The 18,690-nt window shown below is 47.7% G+C and carries 21 protein-coding genes; 14 read left to right on the forward strand and 7 right to left on the reverse strand.

Going from position 1 to position 18,690, the window contains the following annotated elements; genetic code table 11:
- Positions 1-36 precede the first annotated feature (36 nt).
- Positions 37-1,440: an aspartate aminotransferase family protein gene (locus HH301_RS15400; RefSeq protein ID WP_169569909.1), complete on the forward strand. Its 1,404-nt coding sequence runs from the start codon at positions 37-39 to the stop codon at positions 1,438-1,440.
- Between the two features lie 27 nt (positions 1,441-1,467).
- Here HH301_RS15400 and HH301_RS15405 read toward each other — a convergent pair whose 3' ends face one another.
- A complete protein-coding gene (locus HH301_RS15405) occupies positions 1,468-2,205 on the reverse strand; it encodes an SDR family NAD(P)-dependent oxidoreductase (RefSeq protein WP_169569910.1) in 738 nt (245 codons plus the stop codon).
- 148 nt (positions 2,206-2,353) lie between these two features.
- Here HH301_RS15405 and HH301_RS15410 point away from each other — a divergent pair, with 148 nt between their 5' ends.
- The 7 genes from HH301_RS15410 to rlmD all read left to right on the forward strand — a co-directional run bounded on the left by HH301_RS15410 (position 2,354) and on the right by rlmD (position 8,903).
- Positions 2,354-2,668, forward strand: coding sequence for a PilZ domain-containing protein (locus HH301_RS15410; protein ID WP_169569911.1), 315 nt, complete (start codon positions 2,354-2,356; stop codon positions 2,666-2,668).
- A 146-nt stretch (positions 2,669-2,814) separates the two neighbouring features.
- Entirely contained in the window at positions 2,815-3,744 is a 930-nt protein-coding gene (locus HH301_RS15415; protein ID WP_169569912.1) for a histone deacetylase family protein, read from the forward strand.
- A 31-nt stretch (positions 3,745-3,775) separates the two neighbouring features.
- Positions 3,776-4,030, forward strand: a complete 255-nt coding sequence (locus HH301_RS15420) for an exodeoxyribonuclease VII small subunit (RefSeq protein ID WP_169569913.1) — start codon at positions 3,776-3,778, stop codon at positions 4,028-4,030.
- Between the two features lie 35 nt (positions 4,031-4,065).
- The gene (locus HH301_RS15425; protein WP_206378367.1) at positions 4,066-4,956 is read left to right on the forward strand and encodes a polyprenyl synthetase family protein; all 891 of its coding nucleotides are present in this window, start codon (positions 4,066-4,068) and stop codon (positions 4,954-4,956) included.
- A gap of 22 nt (positions 4,957-4,978) precedes the next feature.
- On the forward strand, positions 4,979-6,895 hold the full coding sequence (dxs, locus tag HH301_RS15430) for a 1-deoxy-D-xylulose-5-phosphate synthase (RefSeq protein ID WP_169569915.1): 1,917 nt from the start codon (positions 4,979-4,981) through the stop codon (positions 6,893-6,895).
- A 6-nt stretch (positions 6,896-6,901) separates the two neighbouring features.
- Positions 6,902-7,642, forward strand: a complete 741-nt coding sequence (locus tag HH301_RS15435; protein WP_169569916.1) for a TlyA family RNA methyltransferase — start codon at positions 6,902-6,904, stop codon at positions 7,640-7,642.
- Positions 7,632-8,903, forward strand: a complete 1,272-nt coding sequence (gene rlmD, locus HH301_RS15440) for a 23S rRNA (uracil(1939)-C(5))-methyltransferase RlmD (RefSeq protein ID WP_169569917.1) — start codon at positions 7,632-7,634, stop codon at positions 8,901-8,903. Before HH301_RS15435 ends, rlmD begins: the two co-directional genes overlap by 11 nt.
- On the opposite strand, the gene HH301_RS15445 is transcribed toward rlmD, so the two are convergent.
- On the reverse strand, positions 8,900-10,150 hold the full coding sequence (locus HH301_RS15445; RefSeq protein WP_169569918.1) for a hypothetical protein: 1,251 nt from the start codon (positions 10,148-10,150) through the stop codon (positions 8,900-8,902). The genes rlmD and HH301_RS15445 overlap by 4 nt on opposite strands.
- Positions 10,151-10,437: 287 nt before the next feature.
- Here HH301_RS15445 and HH301_RS15450 point away from each other — a divergent pair, with 287 nt between their 5' ends.
- Together HH301_RS15450 and HH301_RS15455 are read left to right on the forward strand one after the other, a co-directional pair.
- Positions 10,438-10,824, forward strand: a complete 387-nt coding sequence (locus HH301_RS15450; RefSeq protein WP_169569919.1) for a hypothetical protein — start codon at positions 10,438-10,440, stop codon at positions 10,822-10,824.
- A 66-nt stretch (positions 10,825-10,890) separates the two neighbouring features.
- A complete protein-coding gene (locus tag HH301_RS15455) occupies positions 10,891-11,118 on the forward strand; it encodes a sulfurtransferase TusA family protein (protein WP_169569920.1) in 228 nt (75 codons plus the stop codon).
- 3 nt (positions 11,119-11,121) lie between these two features.
- On the opposite strand, the gene HH301_RS15460 is transcribed toward HH301_RS15455, so the two are convergent.
- The 4 genes from HH301_RS15460 to HH301_RS15475 are packed head-to-tail and all read right to left on the reverse strand — an operon-like array spanning position 11,122 to position 14,197.
- A complete protein-coding gene (locus HH301_RS15460; RefSeq protein ID WP_169569921.1) occupies positions 11,122-12,327 on the reverse strand; it encodes a mechanosensitive ion channel family protein in 1,206 nt (401 codons plus the stop codon).
- Positions 12,328-12,360: 33 nt separating this feature from the next.
- Positions 12,361-13,410 (reverse strand): threonine aldolase family protein, encoded by a 1,050-nt coding sequence (locus HH301_RS15465; protein WP_206378369.1) that lies wholly within the window; start codon positions 13,408-13,410, stop codon positions 12,361-12,363.
- Positions 13,403-13,840 carry a M67 family metallopeptidase gene (locus HH301_RS15470; RefSeq protein WP_169569922.1) on the reverse strand — a complete coding sequence of 146 codons (438 nt, stop codon included), beginning with the start codon at positions 13,838-13,840 and terminating at the stop codon, positions 13,403-13,405. Before HH301_RS15470 ends, HH301_RS15465 begins: the two co-directional genes overlap by 8 nt.
- Positions 13,841-13,843: 3 nt before the next feature.
- Entirely contained in the window at positions 13,844-14,197 is a 354-nt protein-coding gene (locus HH301_RS15475; RefSeq protein ID WP_169569923.1) for a hypothetical protein, read from the reverse strand.
- Between the two features lie 37 nt (positions 14,198-14,234).
- Between HH301_RS15475 and HH301_RS15480 the strand changes: the two genes are divergently transcribed.
- Complete coding sequence (locus tag HH301_RS15480; protein ID WP_169569924.1) at positions 14,235-15,206, forward strand: RluA family pseudouridine synthase; 972 nt, start codon at positions 14,235-14,237, stop codon at positions 15,204-15,206.
- Positions 15,207-15,330: 124 nt separating this feature from the next.
- Positions 15,331-16,209 carry an RNA polymerase sigma factor RpoH gene (gene rpoH, locus HH301_RS15485; RefSeq protein ID WP_169569925.1) on the forward strand — a complete coding sequence of 293 codons (879 nt, stop codon included), beginning with the start codon at positions 15,331-15,333 and terminating at the stop codon, positions 16,207-16,209.
- Between the two features lie 59 nt (positions 16,210-16,268).
- Here the strand turns inward: rpoH and nikR are convergent, their stop codons facing one another.
- Complete coding sequence (gene nikR, locus HH301_RS15490; protein ID WP_169569926.1) at positions 16,269-16,670, reverse strand: nickel-responsive transcriptional regulator NikR; 402 nt, start codon at positions 16,668-16,670, stop codon at positions 16,269-16,271.
- A 95-nt stretch (positions 16,671-16,765) separates the two neighbouring features.
- On the opposite strand from nikR, the gene HH301_RS15495 reads away from it, so the two are divergent.
- Positions 16,766-17,329, forward strand: a complete 564-nt coding sequence (locus tag HH301_RS15495; RefSeq protein WP_169569927.1) for a HupE/UreJ family protein — start codon at positions 16,766-16,768, stop codon at positions 17,327-17,329.
- A 139-nt stretch (positions 17,330-17,468) separates the two neighbouring features.
- Entirely contained in the window at positions 17,469-18,689 is a 1,221-nt protein-coding gene (locus HH301_RS15500) for a PQQ-dependent sugar dehydrogenase (protein WP_206378370.1), read from the forward strand.
- The last annotated feature ends 1 nt before the right edge of the window (position 18,690 follow it).

Here is an 18,690-nt window from a genome sequence, read left to right on the forward strand (position 1 = left end):
GATCAAACTTTTATTTTGCAGAAAAAGAGGCGTCTTATGAGCAGTCCAAGCTTGAAAGAAGGCAATTCACTGGCCAGTCGCGATGTCAGAAGCCTGATCCACCCCTACACAAACCTGTCAACTCATCAAGATACAGGTCCGTTGATTATCGAAAACGGGAAAGGCATCTATGTCTATGACGACAATGGCAAGGAATATATCGAGGGCTTAGCTGGTCTTTGGTGCACGTCTTTCGGCTTTGGTGAGAAAGAACTGATTGATGCAGCTTACAAGCAAATGCAGAAGCTGCCATACTACCATGCCTTCGCCAGCAAATCGACTGAGCCTGGAATCGTACTGGCGGAAAAATTGAAAGAAGTTGCCCCGGCAGATTTCTCTAAGGTGTTCTTTACAAACTCCGGATCAGAAGCAAACGACACGGTTGTTAAGATCATCTGGTATTACAATAATTCTCGTGGGCTTCCTAAAAAGAAGAAGATCATCAGTCGGCAGAAAGCCTATCATGGGGTGACTGTTGCGGCCGCCAGCCTGACGGGCTTGCCCCCACTTCATAATGACTTTGATCTTCCTATTCAGAATATTCTGCATACAAGCTGTCCACACTATTACCGCTTCGGCAAAGATGGTGAAAGCGAAGAGGAATTTGCAACCCGGATGGCGACTGAGCTGGAGGAGTTAATTCTGAAAGAAGGGCCAGAAACAATCGCCGCCTTTATTGCCGAGCCCGTGATGGGTGCTGGTGGCGTTATTGTACCGCCCAAAGGCTACTTCGAAAAAATTCAGGCTGTTCTTAAAAAATACGATGTCCTTCTTGTCGCAGACGAAGTTATTTGTGGCTTTGGACGAACCGGTAACTACTGGGGTACCCAGACAATGGGTATGAAACCGGATATTCTGAGCTGCGCAAAGGCCCTATCAAGTGCATATCTGCCCATCGCTGCCGTGATGATTTCCGAAGAGATTTTCCAAGGCATGGTGAAGCAAAGTGAAAAACATGGCGCTTTTGCTCATGGTTACACCTATTCTGGTCACCCAGTTCCGGCAGCTGTTGCGATCCGGACACTGGAGCTGATGGAAGAGCGAAACATTATGGATCACGTTAAATCCATTGTTCCGACTTTTGAGAGCCGATTTAAGGCGTTAGAAGCTCATCCACTAGTTGGTGAAGTTCGTGTTTGTGGACTTGTTGGGGCGGCTGAGCTGGTAGCTGACAAGGCAACTAAACGCTCTTTTGCACCAGCCCATGCTGTCGGTCCTAAAGGCTATCTGATGATGCAGGAAGAAGGACTGATCAGCCGCGCCGTTGCTGGGGATAATCTGGCGCTCTGTCCGCCCTTGATTATCACTGAAGCGGAAATCAATGAAATGTTCGATCGGTATGAGCGGGCACTTGATCGGCTGGAAGTACTTGTCAACCAGGAAGGCTGGCGCGACGCTTAGTATTCATAGCGTGCGGGCAGTAATCTCTTATACGTGCTGCCCGCCGTTGATATGAACCTCTGCACCTGTGACGTAAGATGATGGGGCATCGCAAAGGAAATAAATTGTAGAGGCAACCTCCTCTGGCCTTCCAAGACGCCGGAGGGGAATGTCTTCAATAAGATCCTCAGTACCAGGAGAGAGGATGGATGTGTCAATCTCACCTGGTGCAATCGCATTCACCCGAACACCGTGCGGCCCGAAGTCAGCGGCCATTTCGCGCGTTAGAGCGGCAAGGGCTGCTTTAGAGGTCCCATAAGCCGAACCCGCAAAGGGATGAACCCGACTTCCCGCAATGGAAGTAACGTTTACAATGGCACCTTTATCCTGAACCAGTTCCTTGAAAAGGCCTTGCGCAAGCATGAGCGGCGCAAAAAGATTTACGTTATAGACGTGTAGCCAGTCATCATAGTTCGAGTTCAGGGTACTAAAACGCTCTCCACCAGGTCCTTTAGGTGAAATTCCGGCGTTATTTACAAGTGCGTTTAAGGGGGCACCAGCAAGCTTTTCGCGGATCGTTTCAATTCCGAGTTTCAAGGCGTCCATATCGGCTAAATCCAGTTGGATATGGTTCTCTTCGCCACCATCCCAAGGACAATGCTCTGAAAAAGCCTGCCGGGAGATTGTTAACACCCGCCATCCCGCAGCACTAAAGCGCTTTACGGTTGCATGGCCGATCCCACGGCTGGCACCGCTAAGTAATAGTGTCTTCTGTGAATTCGACATGATCGACCTGCCCTGATTTAATAGTTTGTTAAATACTCTACTAGAGAGTGAGGCTGAGAGTACAAATGATTATTTAGTCAATTGCAAGTCACCTTGCCACCGTATTTTGTATTTTCGTTGACTGAAGAAAAAAAAGCGGTCCTGAAGAATGGATAATCGTAGAAAATACTACAGAAACAAAACAAAAAACGTTGTTATCCTTATGGATGGGAAACCCTATCTTGCTCATGACTGGTCACCGGATGGTTTCAGCATAACTTATGCAGAGGAAAAACTTGAAGTTGGCTCTGAAGTTCGGGGTGAAATTGATATTTATCAGGCAACCGAAAAAGGTCAATTTACAGGCCGTGTGATCCGGCACACCGAAGCAAACACTCTGGCTGTTCAGTTCAATTACATCAGCGCTCAATCTTTTGTCATGTTATGCGTGCTGTTGGGACTCAGTGAAGAACAGGTTCATTAAGTCCCTCTTTTTCTGTCGCAGAAACCTATCTCAGAATTTCAAAACCCTATTTCCTGATCCTATTTGAACGGACTCAGTTTGAATTCAAACTGAAAATCTGACAAATAGGGAGATGTAAAGAGCACTGACAGCAAGAAGGTTCTGAAATGACAACACACCTCTTCACTCACCGGGACTGCTTGTTCCATGATACCGGCTATGGCCATGCAGAGAGACCTGATCGTTTGCGAATGGTCCTGCAATTTCTAGAAGAAGAGGATTTCAACGCCCTAATCCGGCATGATGCAAGCTACGGGGAAGAGGATCTGTTATTTCCCGCCCATACCAAATCCCATGTAGAGCATATCAAGAACAGTCGTCCAACCTCAGGGATTGTTCAACTGGACCCAGATACCTTTATGTCTCCCGGAAGTTTCGATGCCGCAATGCGCGGTATTGGCGCGGCGCGCGATGCGGTCGATGTTGTGATGACAGAAAAAGACACCAATGCCTTTTGCGCGATCCGTCCTCCCGGGCATCATGCTGAGGCAGATAAGGCTATGGGCTTCTGTCTTTTTAACAATGCAGCAGTCGCAGCCTATTACGCACGCAAAAAATACGGCTTAACACGCATCGCCGTTATTGATTTTGACGTCCATCATGGAAACGGAACTCAACATATCTTTGAGAAAGACCCTGACCTCTTTTATGGCTCCACCCATCAGTCCCCACCCTTTTATCCAGGAACCGGTTATGCAAATGAAACCGGTGTAGGAAATATTGTGAATGTGCCGCTGGTTGAAGGGTCTGGCAGTAAAGCCTTTCGCGATGCCTACAAAGACACAGTTCTCCCCGCCCTAGAAAGCTTCAATCCTGAATTGCTAATCATTTCGGCTGGATTTGATGCCCATCATTTGGACCCACTTGCCAATATCAATTTAGAGGCTGAAGATTACACTTGGATAACTCAAGAACTTCTGAAGATCTCGGAAAAATGCTGCGAAGGAAGGGTGGTTTCCCTTCTTGAAGGCGGCTATGATCTGACGGGTTTGTCTGAAAGTGCCTGCGCACATGTCAAAGCGTTGCTTGATGCGTAAAGGCAGAGTATAAGACCCCAAAGGAGAAACCATGTCTGAGCAAGCTGCAACTATACCTGCCGATATTCAGAGCCTCAGTTTTGAGGATGCGCTGAAGGAACTGGAACAGATTGTTGAAAAACTGGATTCTGGTCAGGTCAATCTGGATCAATCCATTGAAATCTATACGCGGGGTTCACAATTGAAACAGCATTGTGAGAACAAACTGAAATCTGCTCAGGACCGGGTCGAAAAAATCGTCGCCCAAAATGGGACCCTCACTGCAGAGCCGACCCAGATCGATTAACCCATCAGAGAATTTCTGATCATTCGGATATGGACATGGAAGACAATTTCGCAACTGCGCTCCGCCAGACGGCCAACTTGATCGACAAAGAATTGGATAGCTTGCTACCCAACAGCAATGGTCCAGAGAAGCCTCTGCACGATGCTATGCGTTACGCGGTTCTCTCCGGCGGTAAGAAGCTTCGGGCTTTTTTGGTTATCCAATCTGCTGATCTTTTCAATGTGTCCAGAGACTACTCTGTCAGAGCAGCCGCAGCACTCGAACTGATGCATACCTATTCTTTGATCCACGATGATCTTCCGTGCATGGATGATGATGATCTGCGGCGTGGCAAACCAACGGTTCACAAACAGTTCGATGAAACGATCGCAGTGCTCGCCGGTGATGCTTTGCAAGCTTTAGCTTTTGAAATTCTTGCAGACCCTAAAACTCATCCCTCTGGAAGTGTCCGGGCGGCACTGACACTCCGACTGGCACAGGCCGCTGGTGGCCAGGGAATGGTTGGCGGCCAAACAATGGATATCTACACCGATCCAGATGAGATCTCCATGCCCGTAATTACTCGGCTGCAACAGTTGAAAACGGGCGCGCTGATCGCATTTGCCTGTGAGGCAGGGGCTATTCTTGGACATGCCGCACCAAACCAGGTTTCCGCCCTAAAAGCTTATGCACATGATCTGGGACTGGCTTTTCAGATCACAGACGACATATTGGATGTTGAAGGTGAGATGGATGAGCTTGGCAAGGCAACCCGAAAAGATGTAGATGCAGGTAAAGCCACATTTGTATCTTTGCTCGGCCTTGAGAAAGCCAAAGTTCATGCAAATATGTTGGCAACGCAGGCGGCGGGACATCTGACAATGTTCCGAGATAACGCAGAGCTCCTGCGTGATGCTGCTCGGTTTACAGTAGAAAGACGAAAGTAAAGAAGGCCCTATGGACGACAGAATGACACAGACGCCCCTTCTGGACAAAGTCAATGAACCGAAGGACATGCGTGATTTCACCATCGAACAACTCATTCAGTTAGCCGATGAGCTGCGGAAAGAGACAATTAGTGCTGTCTCCGTTACAGGTGGCCATCTTGGAGCTGGTCTTGGTGTTGTCGAACTTACTGTCGCTATTCACCATGTCTTTAACACGCCAGAAGATCGGCTAATCTGGGATGTGGGTCATCAATGCTATCCCCATAAAATCCTGACAGGCCGCCGGGATCGTATCCGCACTCTGCGTCAGGATGGGGGCCTTTCGGGTTTCACCAAACGGAGCGAAAGTGAGTACGATCCGTTTGGCGCAGCGCATTCGTCTACCTCCATTTCAGCTGGGCTGGGCATGGCTGTTGCTCGCGACTTGCTGAATAAAAGCAATAACGTCGTTTCAGTGATTGGCGACGGCTCCATGAGCGCGGGGATGGCTTACGAAGCTATGAATAATGCAGGCGCTATGGATAGCCGACAGATTGTGATCTTAAATGACAATGACATGTCCATAGCCCCACCAGTTGGGGCAATGAGTGCTTATTTGTCACGACTTTTGTCAGGGCGTTCTTACCGCAGCCTTCGTGAATTGATGAAGCAAATCGCCTCCAAACTGCCGGACCCGCTCGAGAGGACGGCCCGCCGGGCAGAAGAGTTTGCACGTGGTATGGTCACAGGCGGCACCCTCTTTGAGGAAATGGGTTTTTACTATGTAGGACCTATCGATGGTCATAACCTTGAGCATCTCATTCCAGTTCTGAAGAACGCGCGCGATTCCCAAAACGGTCCAATCCTTATCCATTGCGTAACTCAGAAAGGCAAGGGTTATGCTCCTGCGGAGGCAGCGGCTGATAAGTATCATGGGGTTGCTAAGTTTGATGTGGTCACAGGCGCACAATCAAAAGCCATTCCAAATGCGCCAAGCTATACCAAAGTCTTTTCAAACAGCTTGATCAAACAGGCAGAAAAAGATGAGAAAATTGTTGCGATAACGGCTGCTATGCCGGACGGAACGGGACTTGACCAGTTTGCAAAAAGCTTTCCAAGTCGTTGCTTTGATGTCGGAATTGCGGAACAACATGCTGTCACATTTGCCGCTGGGATGGCAACCGAAGGCCTAAAGCCATTTGTTGCTATTTATTCCACTTTCCTGCAACGCGCCTATGATCAGGTCGTTCACGATGTGGCTATTCAGAACCTTCCAGTCCGGTTCGCAATTGATCGGGCAGGCCTTGTAGGTGCGGATGGTGCAACGCATGCCGGATCCTTTGACACTACATATTTAGCGACACTTCCAAATATGGTGGTCATGGCAGCATCAGATGAGGCTGAACTCACTCACATGGTTGCGACGGCCGCCGCTTATAATGAAGGTCCTATTTCCTTCCGCTATCCAAGGGGTGAAGGTGTCGGTGTCGAACTCCCAGAGCAACCTGAGATCCTCGAGATTGGAAAAGGTCGTCTCATCAAGGAAGGCAGCCGCATTGCGATCCTGTCTTTCGGAACTCGCCTAGAAGAAGCGCGCAAAGCCGCAGAAACACTAGACAGCAAGGGCCTCTCAACAACTATAGCCGATGCACGTTTCTGCAAGCCGTTAGATGAAGACCTCATTCGGGACCTGGCTACCAATCATGAGGTCCTCATCACCATTGAAGAAGGCTCCGTTGGCGGCTTTGGCAGTCATGTCCTGCAATTCCTGTCTATGAACGGATTACTGGATGATGGCTTAAAAGTTCGCCCACTTTGCATGGCAGATCAGTATATTGACCAAGCTGGTATCGATAAGATGTATGATATAGCCGGGCTGAATGCAGGCAATATTGTGGATGCCGCCTTGAAGGCCATCGAGGGTAAATCGAGCAGCAAATCAAGCCTGTCCGCCCTTTAAAAGATCATGCCCTCCAACAGACTGGATCAGGAACTCGTTGCCCGCGGCTTGGTTGCAAGCCGCGCTCGGGCGCAGCATCTTATTCAAGGTCAACAAGTCTTCGTCAATGGTGAAATCGCTGTGAAGTCTAGCCAAAAGGTCCAAGACAACAGCGAAATTAGAATTGATAGCAACTACAAAGACTGGGTAAGCCGCGGCGCGTTAAAACTGCTTGCAGGGCTGGAAGCATTTAACATTACCCCGAAAGGCCTAGTTGCAGCCGATATCGGGGCCTCCACTGGTGGCTTTTGTGAAGTTCTACTGGAACAGGGCATTGCGAAGATATACGCGGTTGACGTGGGCCATGATCAGCTTCACGAGCGATTGAAAGGGGAGCCTCGCCTTATCAATTTAGAAGGGGTCAATGCGCGCAACCTCACTTCGGCTGAAATTCCTGAACCAATTGACCTGGTGGTATCTGATGTCAGTTTCATTTCCTTGAAAAAAGCGCTGCCAGCTGCATTATCGTTTTGCAGAAAAGGGGCTTATCTGGTGGCCTTGATTAAACCTCAGTTTGAAGTTGGCGCAGCCAACATCGCCAAAGGGGGTATTGTCAAGGATGATGCTGTCCGGGATGCGGTCCGTTTGGATATGGAAAACTGGATCGAAACAATGCCAGGTTGGAAACTGCTTGGAACGATCGATAGCCCGATAACAGGATCAGATGGTAATCACGAATTTTTACTCGGAGCCCGCTATGAAGGCTGAACTCACAATTGAAAAGTTAGGCGCTGCGGGCGATGGCATCGCTAGCTACCAGGGAAAAACCGTTTATGTCCCTCTCGCTTTACCTGGCGAAGTGGTCGAAGTAAGCCTGACGTCAAAAAAGGGAAAAGGGTTCGAGGCCGAACTTTTGGAGATCAAACAGCCTGCAGTAAATCGGGTGAAACCGGTTTGTCGTCACTTTGGCACCTGCGGCGGATGTAATCTTCAACATTTGGATGAAGAGCAATTAGCCATCTGGAAGGCGGAAGTTATCCAAGAAGCACTAGAAAAGCACGGTATAACAGACGCACCCATAGCACCTACAAAGACCAGTCCCCCTCACTCCAGACGCCGGGTTGATCTGGTTGCCTCCAAACGGAAGAAGGGGGCTATGATCGGTTACCACGTTAAGCGTTCCCATCAGGTATTTGATGTTGGCGATTGCCCTTTGATCACCCCTGCCCTTTTGGATTTGGTGAAACCGCTCCGCGCGCTGATGAGTGAATTGATGGACCGCAACAGCAAAGCCCGCCTCAGCCTTACCGATACAGCAACAGGCGTGGATCTTTTGATTAACGGTGAGTTCGAAATGACCCTTGCAATCAGGGAAAAGCTTGCCGCATTCGCGAGCGAATTCAATCTGTCACGGATCGCATTTTATGATACCAGCGCCGACATTCTGGAAACGATTTCAGAAGCCCGAACGACTGAGATCCAGATCGGAGATAAACGCGTCCCTTTAGCGCCAGGTGGATTTCTACAAGCGACGGAGAGTGGACAGCAATTTTTAATTCAGCACGTCAAAGATCACCTTGATGACGGCGCAATGGTTGCAGATCTTTTTGCTGGCTGTGGAACCTTTTCTTTGCCAATTGCAGACAGAGTAAAATCCATATCGGCTTATGAAAGTGATCCTAACCTGGTACTGGCTCTAAAAATCGGAGCCAACAGGCAGATGCTTGCCATCGATCCTGTGGAAAGAGATCTATTTCGCCAACCTCTTTTGCCCGAAGAGCTGAAAGTCTTTGATATTGTCATCATTGATCCACCCCGCGCTGGTGCGGCTGCGCAAGTCGCAGAGCTTGCCTTGAGCAGCGTTCCAAAGATCATTTTTATTTCCTGTAATCCGTCCAGCTTTGCCAGAGATGCAAAAACGCTGATGGACGGTGGGTATTCCATGGGCACTATCACACCTGTGGATCAATTCAATTGGTCCAACCATGTGGAACTGGCCACAATTTTCACAAAACCCAGGAAGGCTTAATATGCCCTTCGAAGGGAGAACGGGGAGATAGGATCAATTTGTAAGGCGCCGATCACAGGTCCACTGACATAATCGATACCAACCGTAAAGGCGCGCCTAGCCAGAACATCACTTCCAACATCCCGCCAGCAACTTCTGACCCCTTTTCCTTTTGCACGGCTCACCAGGTCTTCAATCCAGAGTAGATCCTTTTCTGAATGACCTACGACTGACAAGCCGTAAACTGGAAGGTCAGAAATAACATGAAAGTCATTCCAATGTTCGCCAACTTGCAGGGTGAAGCCTAAAACCAGTGGGTTCAAAGTCGTCAAAATTTGACGAAGACGACTGTTCAGCATACCAGCTGGGACATTCTCGATATTAATAATCAAGTATCGCTGGGTAAAGCTTGGTAGTTTCTTGAGGATATCAGCATATTTCATCCGCCGGTAAGCATGGGCAAGCGTTTCATAATCCACTGATACCATCACAAGTGGCTTCTTTGGCATGACAGCAAATCGTTTGAAAGCTTCGTCTGTATCTCTAAGAACTTTAAAATCCAGTTCTGCCCGCATTTCAGGAGATTCTTCAACAAGCGGATCCGTATCAGACAATGGTACCCATTTTCGATTAATAAGCCGACACGGCAAGGCCTCCATCACAGACATCAGTTTCTTGACATGGTTGACCATGGGACGATAGCAAATAGAAATCTCGTCTTCGACTTCTTTAAACTCTTGCTCAATAACTTCCCGATCTTCATCGTTATAGCCCTGAAGATATTCAATCAATTCCTCAAAATTGTTGAGCTCACCAATAAAATCTGTGAGATCCATATCAAGCTGCATCGTTTTTATGGAAATCTCTTCAATCTCGGGAAGTTCACCAAATAAAAGAGTCAACAGTTCATCAGCCAATTTGGAAGCTCGGCGACTTCCCGCTTCAGGTGTTGTATTGGCAAAAATAAGAGCATAATTACCGGTGCCAAGCCGCAGGAATAAGTCCTTTTTGGAAAGCTTCTTGGTAAAAAAGGCTTCGACAGCAAAATCCAGGCGTTTTTCGAGGGTATCCCATCGATCCTGGAATTTTTCTCTGATCTCATCCAAACCTAGAATTTGCAAACTACTGGTCAGCAGTGTTTTTACCGCTTCTTCCTTACTTTTGCCAAAGCGGGACAAGAAATGCGACAGCTCACCAATCTCATGATGCTGAACAACATCAGATTGTTTCTTTTTTGCATTTTCTAAATTTATTGTTGCACTGTTCATATATGAGCTCAAATAGCCTTAATAACAAATAAGCTAAAACATCACGTGAATGGCAGGAATCTTGTCATTATTCAGTGTAGAAATGGTTAATTTTACAATTATAGTTAAAAGAAAAAGTCTTTCTCCGCTCTCGACTTAGCTTGAATTGGACTCAATCCACCTAAAATTATCAGGTCACATAAACCCCCTGTTAAGACGTCAATGCCATACTGAAAATTCTAAATTTCTAATGGAAGAATTAGTTTTAGACAGGGCAATTCTCATAACCAACTGGAAGAGAATAGGAAATGGGTCTGATTGTTGATTTTCAAAGCTCAACCAACAAATATCCCCGACTGCTAAAGCCGCAGTCCAGCCTATTGATTCTGCCCATGGATGAAGATGAAACACACGAGTTAAAAACGGTATTTGCGAACCTGCACAGTCGGAATATCTGGACAGGCTATGCAGTTCTGGATCATTTACCTGATACAATCAATCGCCGTATCTTATCTCCACAGCCCGCTCCACATCTTGGAATTGTTCTTTTCTTTAAAGGACTTCTGGATCAGTATTTTTTGATTAAAGACGACAAGGCCTGGTTCCATCTTCTCAATCAAGATGCTGCAATTGTCGGAAGTGAAAAAAGCATGACTAGCTTAATGCAGAAGTTCATTAACAGTCTGCAACACTGAATTCTGGGATTGCCGAACTGGTTTCTTGGACTATAGTGAGGCCAAATTTCACATCCACGAAGTCACATGGCAAACCACACACTTGATACAACCGGGCTTAGCTGCCCTTTACCTGTCCTGAAAACCAAGAAGTTTGTAAAAACTTTAGAACCTGGAGATCGGTTAACGGTTCTGGCCACCGACCCAGCTTCTTATATCGACTTTGATCACTACTGCCATGTTTCAGGCAACCAACTCCTATCTCATCAGCAAGATGGAGATACTTTTATTTATGAAATTGAGATCGCCAGCTAAATATTAAGTGCTTTCACCTTCGCTGCCGATCTTGTCACCCATGGCAACACCAGCATCATGTTTTGCTTTTGGCGGCACGAACGGTTCTGGTTCATCTGCCCCCGTGCCGGCGTAAACAGTCATAGATGGGAAGGCAAAATCAGTGCCCGCGTTTTCCACAATAGACTTAATTGCAAACGCAAAATCTTGCTTGATGTTCAGCCAATCCCCCCAGTTTGTAGTCTTGGTAAAACAATAGATCATGATGTCAATACTGCTATCATTGAAACTATCGGTAACAACAAACAAAGTTGCCTCTGGCGGCTGCGCAAAATCTTCATTATCCATAAGATAGGCACGAATTTTATCGGTTATTTCCTGAAGTTGGGCGACGGATGTTGAATACTCCACCCCAATCTTCCAATAAATCCGCCGATGGGTCATCTCTGTAAAATTGGTAACCGCCCGATCCGCAAAAACGGCATTTGGAACAATCGTAGGTGCCTTGTCAAACCTGCGGATCATGGTTGACCGAAAGCCAATCTTCTCAACAGTTCCTTCAACGACACCGCTAACCAATACCCAATCACCGGCTTTAAACCGCTTTTCGGCCAAAATAAGAAAACCGCTAATCAGGTTTTTGAACAAATCCTGCGCACCAAGAGCCACTGCGACACCGACGAGACCAAAACCTGCGATGATCGGGCCAACCTCAATTCCCCAGAGTTCCAAGACAGTGGCAACACCAAGACAAATGACCACCCCTTTAAACACTTTAACGATGAAAGAAACCATCTCTGAAGAAAAGATTTCTTCAAGCTTGCCGAGCAGGAAGGACATTGGGTCAACAAGACAATAAAGCACCCAAAACAAATTGAGGACGACCAGAGACCTAACCAAGTTATCGGAAATATCAACAAATCGCGGCAGCTCAGAAATACCGCTAATTTCGAGAGCTGCGTATGCACCAATAACAACTGGAATAAACCGGATAGGCCCTTCCAATGCGTCAATTAACTGGTCATCCAGTGTGTTATGGGTCCGAGTCGCTACTCCAACCAACCGGTTCAACACAAACCGGGTAAACACCCCTCGTAAAGCAAGCGCAACCAGCAGCACACCCATGGCGTAAGCTATGGAATCTATTCCCAACCCCAAAATGTTCTGGGACCAGCTTTCCTGAACAATCGTCCAAAATTTGGTGAAGCTTTCGGGCAACTTATTCTCCATCTCGACCGTTTCCGTTCACTCTAAAAGGTGCTTCTAGGCTGAATTTTTGACAATTTCAAGAAACCGGTCAATGTCATCTTCCGTTGTATCCCAAGAGGTCACCAGTCTCACTTTTCCATCTGCCTCTGGTCCCATCACGTAGAAAAGAACACCTTCTGACTTCAGGGCATGGATAGTTTCCTCAGGCAATATGGCAAATATCATATTTGCCTCTACAGGATACAGAAGTGTACAACCGGGTAGATCTGAAAGACCAAAAGCAAGCCTTTTAGCCATTCCATTTGCCGTTTGAGCAAGCCTCAACCACAGATCATCTTCTATATACCTGTCCAACTGGGCGGACAGATATCTGGATTTCGAAAACAAATGGGCCCCCCGCTTGCGTCGAAATTCAAACTCCTGCGCTTTATCCATATCAAAAAAGACAACGGCTTCAACCGCCATGGCCCCGTTTTTAGTTCCCCCGAAAGAGAGAACATCAATTCCCGCCTTCCAGGTAACATCTGCAGGGGCAACACCCAATGCTTCTACCGCATTTGCAAACCTCGCTCCATCCATATGGGTGCCGAGCTTGAAAGACTTCGCCACCTCTGTCAAAGCAGACACTTCAGAGGGCGTATATATCGTGCCGCATTCAGTGACCTGCGTTAGACTAAGAGCCGAAGGCTGAACATGATGAACAACTCCTACGCCGGCATTTTCAAGGCGATGATGCAGAAGTTCAGAAGACAATTTACCATTTTCGCCCGGTAATAAGCAGAGCTTTGCCCCAGAAGTATAAAACTCAGGTGCACCACACTCGTCATTCTGAATGTGAGACAGTTCGTGGCAATAAACAGAACCATAAGGTGGCGTCAGAACACTCAGAGCCAGCACATTTGCTGCTGTGCCTGTTGCAACTGGGTAAGCCTTTAGATCACAGTCAAAAAGGGATTTGAACTTTTCTTCCATTCGATGGGTGGTGTCATCATTCCCATATCCCATGGCTGGGCCCGCATTCTCCTTGACTAATGCTTCCATCAGTTCGGGCGCAACAGGTGCTGCATTATCACTTGCAAGGTTAATGACGCGCTCGCTACTCATTTTCGACGTTCCCTTCAATGACCAGATTTACAGGTTCAAACCCCTCTGTTGAACCAGGTATATATCCCTTAAGCTGAAAATCTCCGCTCTGTGTAATTGAGGCGACAAGCCAAAAAAGCTCTCTTTCAATCACCATTTTTTCGTCAGTTGCAGAGGGTCTTGCTTCACCGTTCGGATGGCTATGAAAAACCCCTATCACACCACATGACTGGCCTCTGTACTGCTTCTCAAGTCTGATCCGTGTTGCAGGATCAACTTCGAAAAAACGCTCTTTATTTGCGGCGACATTTTCAGCAATAACAACATCTGTGACTTTTATTGCATCATCCACCCTAGCCCCGATAATAAGAGCGCAAGCCTCTTCAGGATAGCATTCAATGCTATGTGTTCTAAGGCAGTCAAAGTGTTTCTTTGTTAGATTAACATCCATATTTCAGTTGAATGTATATTGACCGAGTACGGCTCCACTCGCGACGTCCAGGATATAAATTCCCGAGATATCCAGAGGGCCAGTCCCATAACTTACGACAATTCGTCCGCTAGCCACTTCCGTCCGGATCACCTTTGCGCCCTCGGGTAAAGTTAAAGCCATAACACCAAATGGTTCACCTGCCTGAGAGATGGGCGCCTGAGGAGCAGGTGTTTCTGACATCATTTCAGAGGTTGCTTTCGTCGCCCTTTTATAGAGAATGACGCCGATGGCAGAAGCAACCGCAATAATAAGGATGCCAAGGATAGCAACAACCCATTTCAAAAAAGTGGTGTTTGGAATATCTTCTTCTGTCATAACGCCTGTTTCCGCTTAACGTATCGGTTTGTTTCATATGCCATCACCTGAAGGTACACATCAAGTTGAAGTTTCAGAAAATGACGCTGGGGAGCGTTTAGACCGGTTTCTGGCTGAGAAACTTGGCGGTTTATCCCGTAACCGCATAAAGCCTTTGGTGAAAGAAGGGCAAGCCAGCCTAAATGACGAGGTAATTATTGATCCATCCCGACGGGTCAAGCCTGGAGAAATCTGGCAAATCACGGTCCCACCAGCGGTCGATCCGGACCCAAAACCGCAGGATATCCCTCTTGACATCGTCTTTGAGGATGAACACCTGATCGTTGTCAACAAGCCTGCCCGAATGGTTGTGCATCCAGCTGCCGGAAACTGGAGCGGAACCCTCGTCAACGCCCTTCTGTTTCATTGCGGCGATAGTCTCTCAGGCATTGGTGGGGTCAAACGGCCGGGGATTGTTCATCGGATTGACAAGGAGACGAGCGGTTTAATGGTGGTCGCGAAAACAGATGCCGCTCATCAGGGACTTGCGAGTCTGTTTGAAGCCCATGATATTGAACGAACCTATAAAGCCATTGTTTGGGGTCGCCTTTACCCCAGTTCGGGCACTATTGAAGGAAATATTGGTCGCGATCCCCATAACAGGAAACGTATGGCAATCGTAACTAATGGCGGGAAACCAGCTGTCACCCATTACAAGGTAGAAGAAAATTTCGATGACATTGCATCCTTGGTAACCTGTAACCTGGAAACCGGCAGAACCCACCAAATTCGAGTTCATATGGCGCATGTCGGACACCCCCTTGTCGGAGATCCTGTCTACAGTCGATCCAAACCAAGCCGCACTCAACATCTTCCAGATGCTCGGCACAATGTAATCCGCAAATTTCCAAGACAAGCCTTGCATGCCCAAACCCTCGGATTTGTGCATCCCATCACACATGAGAACTTGAAATTTGAAGCTGAATTCCCACGTGATATAATGAAATTGCTTGCTGCATTTCGAGGATGAACTGCGTTTTCACAAAATCGCCAAGATTATCGTCGATACTGTAGAAATCAGGAGCTTATGGCAACCTGGCTTTTAAAAAGCAGGATCCTAAATGAGCTTGCTGGAAAAGGAGAGGGTTAAATCGATGAGTAATATACCACTACCTACCGTTTCGCCGGAAGGCGGACTGTCACGATACCTCCAGGAAATCCGCAAATTTCCAATGTTGGAGGCGGATGAAGAGTATATGCTGGCGAAAGCTTGGAAAGAGCGCGCTGACGCTGATGCTGCCCACAAGATGGTAACCAGCCATTTGCGGCTTGTTGCGAAAATTGCCATGGGATACCGAGGTTACGGTCTTCCCGTTGGCGAGCTTATCGCAGAAGGCAATGTTGGCATGATGCAAGCGGTAAAACGGTTTGAACCTGAAAAAGGCTTTCGTCTGTCTACTTACGCTATGTGGTGGATCCGGGCTGCAATCCAGGAATACATTCTTCGCACTTGGTCCCTCGTGAAAATGGGAACAACTGCAGCCCAGAAGAAACTGTTCTTCAATCTTCGGAAAATCAAAGGCCAGATCGAAGCCATTGACGAAGGGGACATGCGCCCTGATCAAGTGGCCGAAATCTCCACTAAGCTTGGTGTCTCCGAAGAAGAAGTCATCAACATGAACCGCCGTCTGACCGCGCCGGATCATAGCCTCAATTCTCCTATGCGGGCCGACACCGAAGGGGAATGGATGGACTGGTTAGAGGACGAAAGTCCTGATCAGGAAACCGTCTATGCGGAAAATGAAGAACTGCAGAGGCGCAAAGCTATGCTGGCTTCAGCAATGGACTGCCTTAACGAACGTGAAAAGCATATCCTGACAGAACGTCGCCTTCGGGATGACCCGCTCACTCTTGAGGATCTCAGTCAGGAATATGGAATTAGCCGTGAGCGGGTTCGTCAGATCGAAGTCCGTGCGTTCGAAAAGCTACAGAAGGCTGTCAAAAGCCGAGCTTTCGAAGAGCGTGTAAATTAATCACTCAAAATCTGCGGGAGAGGAGCAAAACCTCTTCCGCTTCCTATAGCCGGTTAATGTCACTTAACCGGTATTATATTCATCCGACCGTAGCTGGTGCCCGACATAGACATTATTTCATGTCCTCTTTTATGAACCACATCGCCAGCCCCTCTCAACAACGTCGCCTCAACATAACTATGAGAATCTATCGGCATCTGAAGTGTTGAGACAATCAAATCTGGACTAAACCGGATCCGGTCAGAGGGTTTCGAAGGACCACTCTTTTCAGAATATTTTACAGTATATGATATGCAGCCGATGCAATTTTGATCAGCGCCAATGGTTTCCTGTTCATGGGACAACATATGACGAACAGCGTCACGAATACCTTCCGATCGGTTTGCATATCCATTTCGTTCAAGATAGGCATCGAATTCCGCCAACAATTCATCTTCAACCGTAATTGTTACACGTTCCAAAATCACCTCCGATGTTGCGCTTGCGAAAAAGATGCGTATGATAATTTTTATAAAACATCATACCACATTTCAAAGCCGTCAAGCGGGAGCAACAAATGAAACGCGTTTTTCTGACATCCAGCCTTCTATTACTTGCCACAGCATCACCAGCACTGGCACATACCGGCCATGCTGTTGCAAATGATTTTTCAACTGGTTTTCTGCACCCTTTCTTCGGCCTTGATCATATTCTGGCAATGATCGGCGTTGGTCTGCTGGCCACTCAGTATGAAGGCAAATTGAAAATGGTATTGCCAGCCACCTTCGTTGCGGTAATGGCATTGGGTGGTTTCCTTGGACTATCTGCAATGCAAGTACCGTTTATGGAGCAAGGCATTCTAGCTTCTGTTATCTTGCTCGGTGCGATCCTCGCTTTTGGAAAGAAACTTCCTCTCATTGCTTCAGGTGCTTTGGTCGCAATCTTTGCCCTATTCCACGGCGCTGCCCATGGTGTTGAAATGCCACTGGCTTCCACCTTCGCAGTCTATGGAGCAGGCATGATGGTCGCGAGCACTCTATTGCACGCTGCTGGCGTCGCATTTGGTTACGCAGCACCTTTCATGATCCGCTATGCGGGTGCAGGATTTGCACTTGTTGGAATGGGTCTTGCCGCAGCCTAATTAAAACGGTTAAAGAACAAAATATAGAGCCCTCTGGAAACAGGGGGCTTTTTTTTAACGCGAACCTCCGTCCCAGCGGTTCAATTCTGTACACCTACCCCTACATAATATTATGCGACTAAAAAAGGGGGAGACAGCCGTGAACAAGAACTCAAAGAACCGCCTTCAACGAACAGCTCTCAGTTTTCTGGGAGTGTTCACTATTACCTTCTCCCCTGCACTTGCCGTTTCGTCTGACTTTAATGATCGCGCACCGAATGCGCCCCATCAAACCCCTGCATTTGAAGGACAGACACGAGCCCCGATTATTGATGATGCTATTGCCATCACTGAAACCACCATCGCATCTGGATTTGTAAATCCCTGGGGAGTTGATCAGCTGCCTGATGGGGGCTGGCTCGTCACCGAAAGACCGGGAAGGCTCCGTCATGTCAGCAGAAACGGAGACGTTTCAAAACCAATTACCGGCCTACCGGATGTTGATGCGAGAGGCCAGGGTGGTCTGCTTGATATTCTGATCAGCCCAAATTTCTCAGATGATCGCAGAATTTGGTGGAGTTATGCGGAACCGCGTGGAAATGGCGTCAATGGGACTGCCGTCGCGACTGGTCAACTGTCTAACGATTTAACAAAGGTTCAAAATGTCAAAGTGATTTTCAGCCAACAGCCGGGGTGGCGATCTACATACCATTTCGGGTCTCGTTTAGTTTTGGATACTAAAGGTGCACTCTTTGTGACAACGGGTGAACGATCTTATGTCAATGCGCGCAAAATGGCTCAGGATCCAATGACCCATATCGGGAAAGTCATTCGCCTTAACCCTTTGGGTGGTGCGGCCGATGATAACCCAATCATTCCAAATGCATTGCCAGAAGTCTGGTCATGGGGGCACCGGAATATTCAGGCTGCAGCCCTCTCTCCTGATGGACAGCTATGGACAATTGAACATGGCCCTCGTGGCGGTGATGAACTCAATCGGCCCGAGGCAGGTAAGAACTATGGCTGGCCAATTATCACTTATGGCGAGGATTATAGTGGCACCCCTATCGGGGCTGGCATCACAGCAAAGGAAGGGATGGAACAACCAATTTATTATTGGGATCCAGTGATAGCGCCGAGCGGCATGACGTTTTACAACGGTGAGTTATTCAAAGACTGGAAAGGCAGCATTCTTGTCGGCGGTCTAGCTAGTCGATCCCTCATTCGTCTAACACTTGAGAGGGACCGAGTTACAGGGGAAGCCCGCTACCGCCAAGGCAAGGCCCGGGTGAGAGATGTGGATGTGGCCGACGATGGATCCGTCATTCTACTCACCGATGCGAATAACGGATCCCTCATTCGATTAACGCCTGACCAATAGC

Source organism: Sneathiella limimaris, assembly GCF_012932565.1.
In the GTDB taxonomy this organism is placed as follows: Bacteria; Pseudomonadota; Alphaproteobacteria; order Sneathiellales; family Sneathiellaceae; genus Sneathiella; species Sneathiella limimaris.

Excerpts from the sequence above, each read along its gene's own strand:
- HH301_RS15400 (WP_169569909.1), top strand. The coding sequence starts at position 37 with ATGAGCAGTCCAAGCTTGAAAGAAGGCAATTCACTGGCCAGTCGCGAT.
- HH301_RS15405 (WP_169569910.1), bottom strand. The coding sequence starts at position 2,205 with ATGTCGAATTCACAGAAGACACTATTACTTAGCGGTGCCAGCCGTGGG.
- HH301_RS15410 (WP_169569911.1), top strand. The coding sequence starts at position 2,354 with ATGGATAATCGTAGAAAATACTACAGAAACAAAACAAAAAACGTTGTT.
- HH301_RS15415 (WP_169569912.1), top strand. The coding sequence starts at position 2,815 with ATGACAACACACCTCTTCACTCACCGGGACTGCTTGTTCCATGATACC.
- HH301_RS15420 (WP_169569913.1), top strand. The coding sequence starts at position 3,776 with ATGTCTGAGCAAGCTGCAACTATACCTGCCGATATTCAGAGCCTCAGT.
- HH301_RS15425 (WP_206378367.1), top strand. The coding sequence starts at position 4,066 with ATGGAAGACAATTTCGCAACTGCGCTCCGCCAGACGGCCAACTTGATC.
- dxs (WP_169569915.1), top strand. The coding sequence starts at position 4,979 with ATGACACAGACGCCCCTTCTGGACAAAGTCAATGAACCGAAGGACATG.
- HH301_RS15435 (WP_169569916.1), top strand. The coding sequence starts at position 6,902 with ATGCCCTCCAACAGACTGGATCAGGAACTCGTTGCCCGCGGCTTGGTT.
- rlmD (WP_169569917.1), top strand. The coding sequence starts at position 7,632 with ATGAAGGCTGAACTCACAATTGAAAAGTTAGGCGCTGCGGGCGATGGC.
- HH301_RS15445 (WP_169569918.1), bottom strand. The coding sequence starts at position 10,150 with ATGAACAGTGCAACAATAAATTTAGAAAATGCAAAAAAGAAACAATCT.
- HH301_RS15450 (WP_169569919.1), top strand. The coding sequence starts at position 10,438 with ATGGGTCTGATTGTTGATTTTCAAAGCTCAACCAACAAATATCCCCGA.
- HH301_RS15455 (WP_169569920.1), top strand. The coding sequence starts at position 10,891 with ATGGCAAACCACACACTTGATACAACCGGGCTTAGCTGCCCTTTACCT.
- HH301_RS15460 (WP_169569921.1), bottom strand. The coding sequence starts at position 12,327 with ATGGAGAATAAGTTGCCCGAAAGCTTCACCAAATTTTGGACGATTGTT.
- HH301_RS15465 (WP_206378369.1), bottom strand. The coding sequence starts at position 13,410 with ATGAGTAGCGAGCGCGTCATTAACCTTGCAAGTGATAATGCAGCACCT.
- HH301_RS15470 (WP_169569922.1), bottom strand. The coding sequence starts at position 13,840 with ATGGATGTTAATCTAACAAAGAAACACTTTGACTGCCTTAGAACACAT.
- HH301_RS15475 (WP_169569923.1), bottom strand. The coding sequence starts at position 14,197 with ATGACAGAAGAAGATATTCCAAACACCACTTTTTTGAAATGGGTTGTT.
- HH301_RS15480 (WP_169569924.1), top strand. The coding sequence starts at position 14,235 with ATGCCATCACCTGAAGGTACACATCAAGTTGAAGTTTCAGAAAATGAC.
- rpoH (WP_169569925.1), top strand. The coding sequence starts at position 15,331 with ATGAGTAATATACCACTACCTACCGTTTCGCCGGAAGGCGGACTGTCA.
- HH301_RS15495 (WP_169569927.1), top strand. The coding sequence starts at position 16,766 with ATGAAACGCGTTTTTCTGACATCCAGCCTTCTATTACTTGCCACAGCA.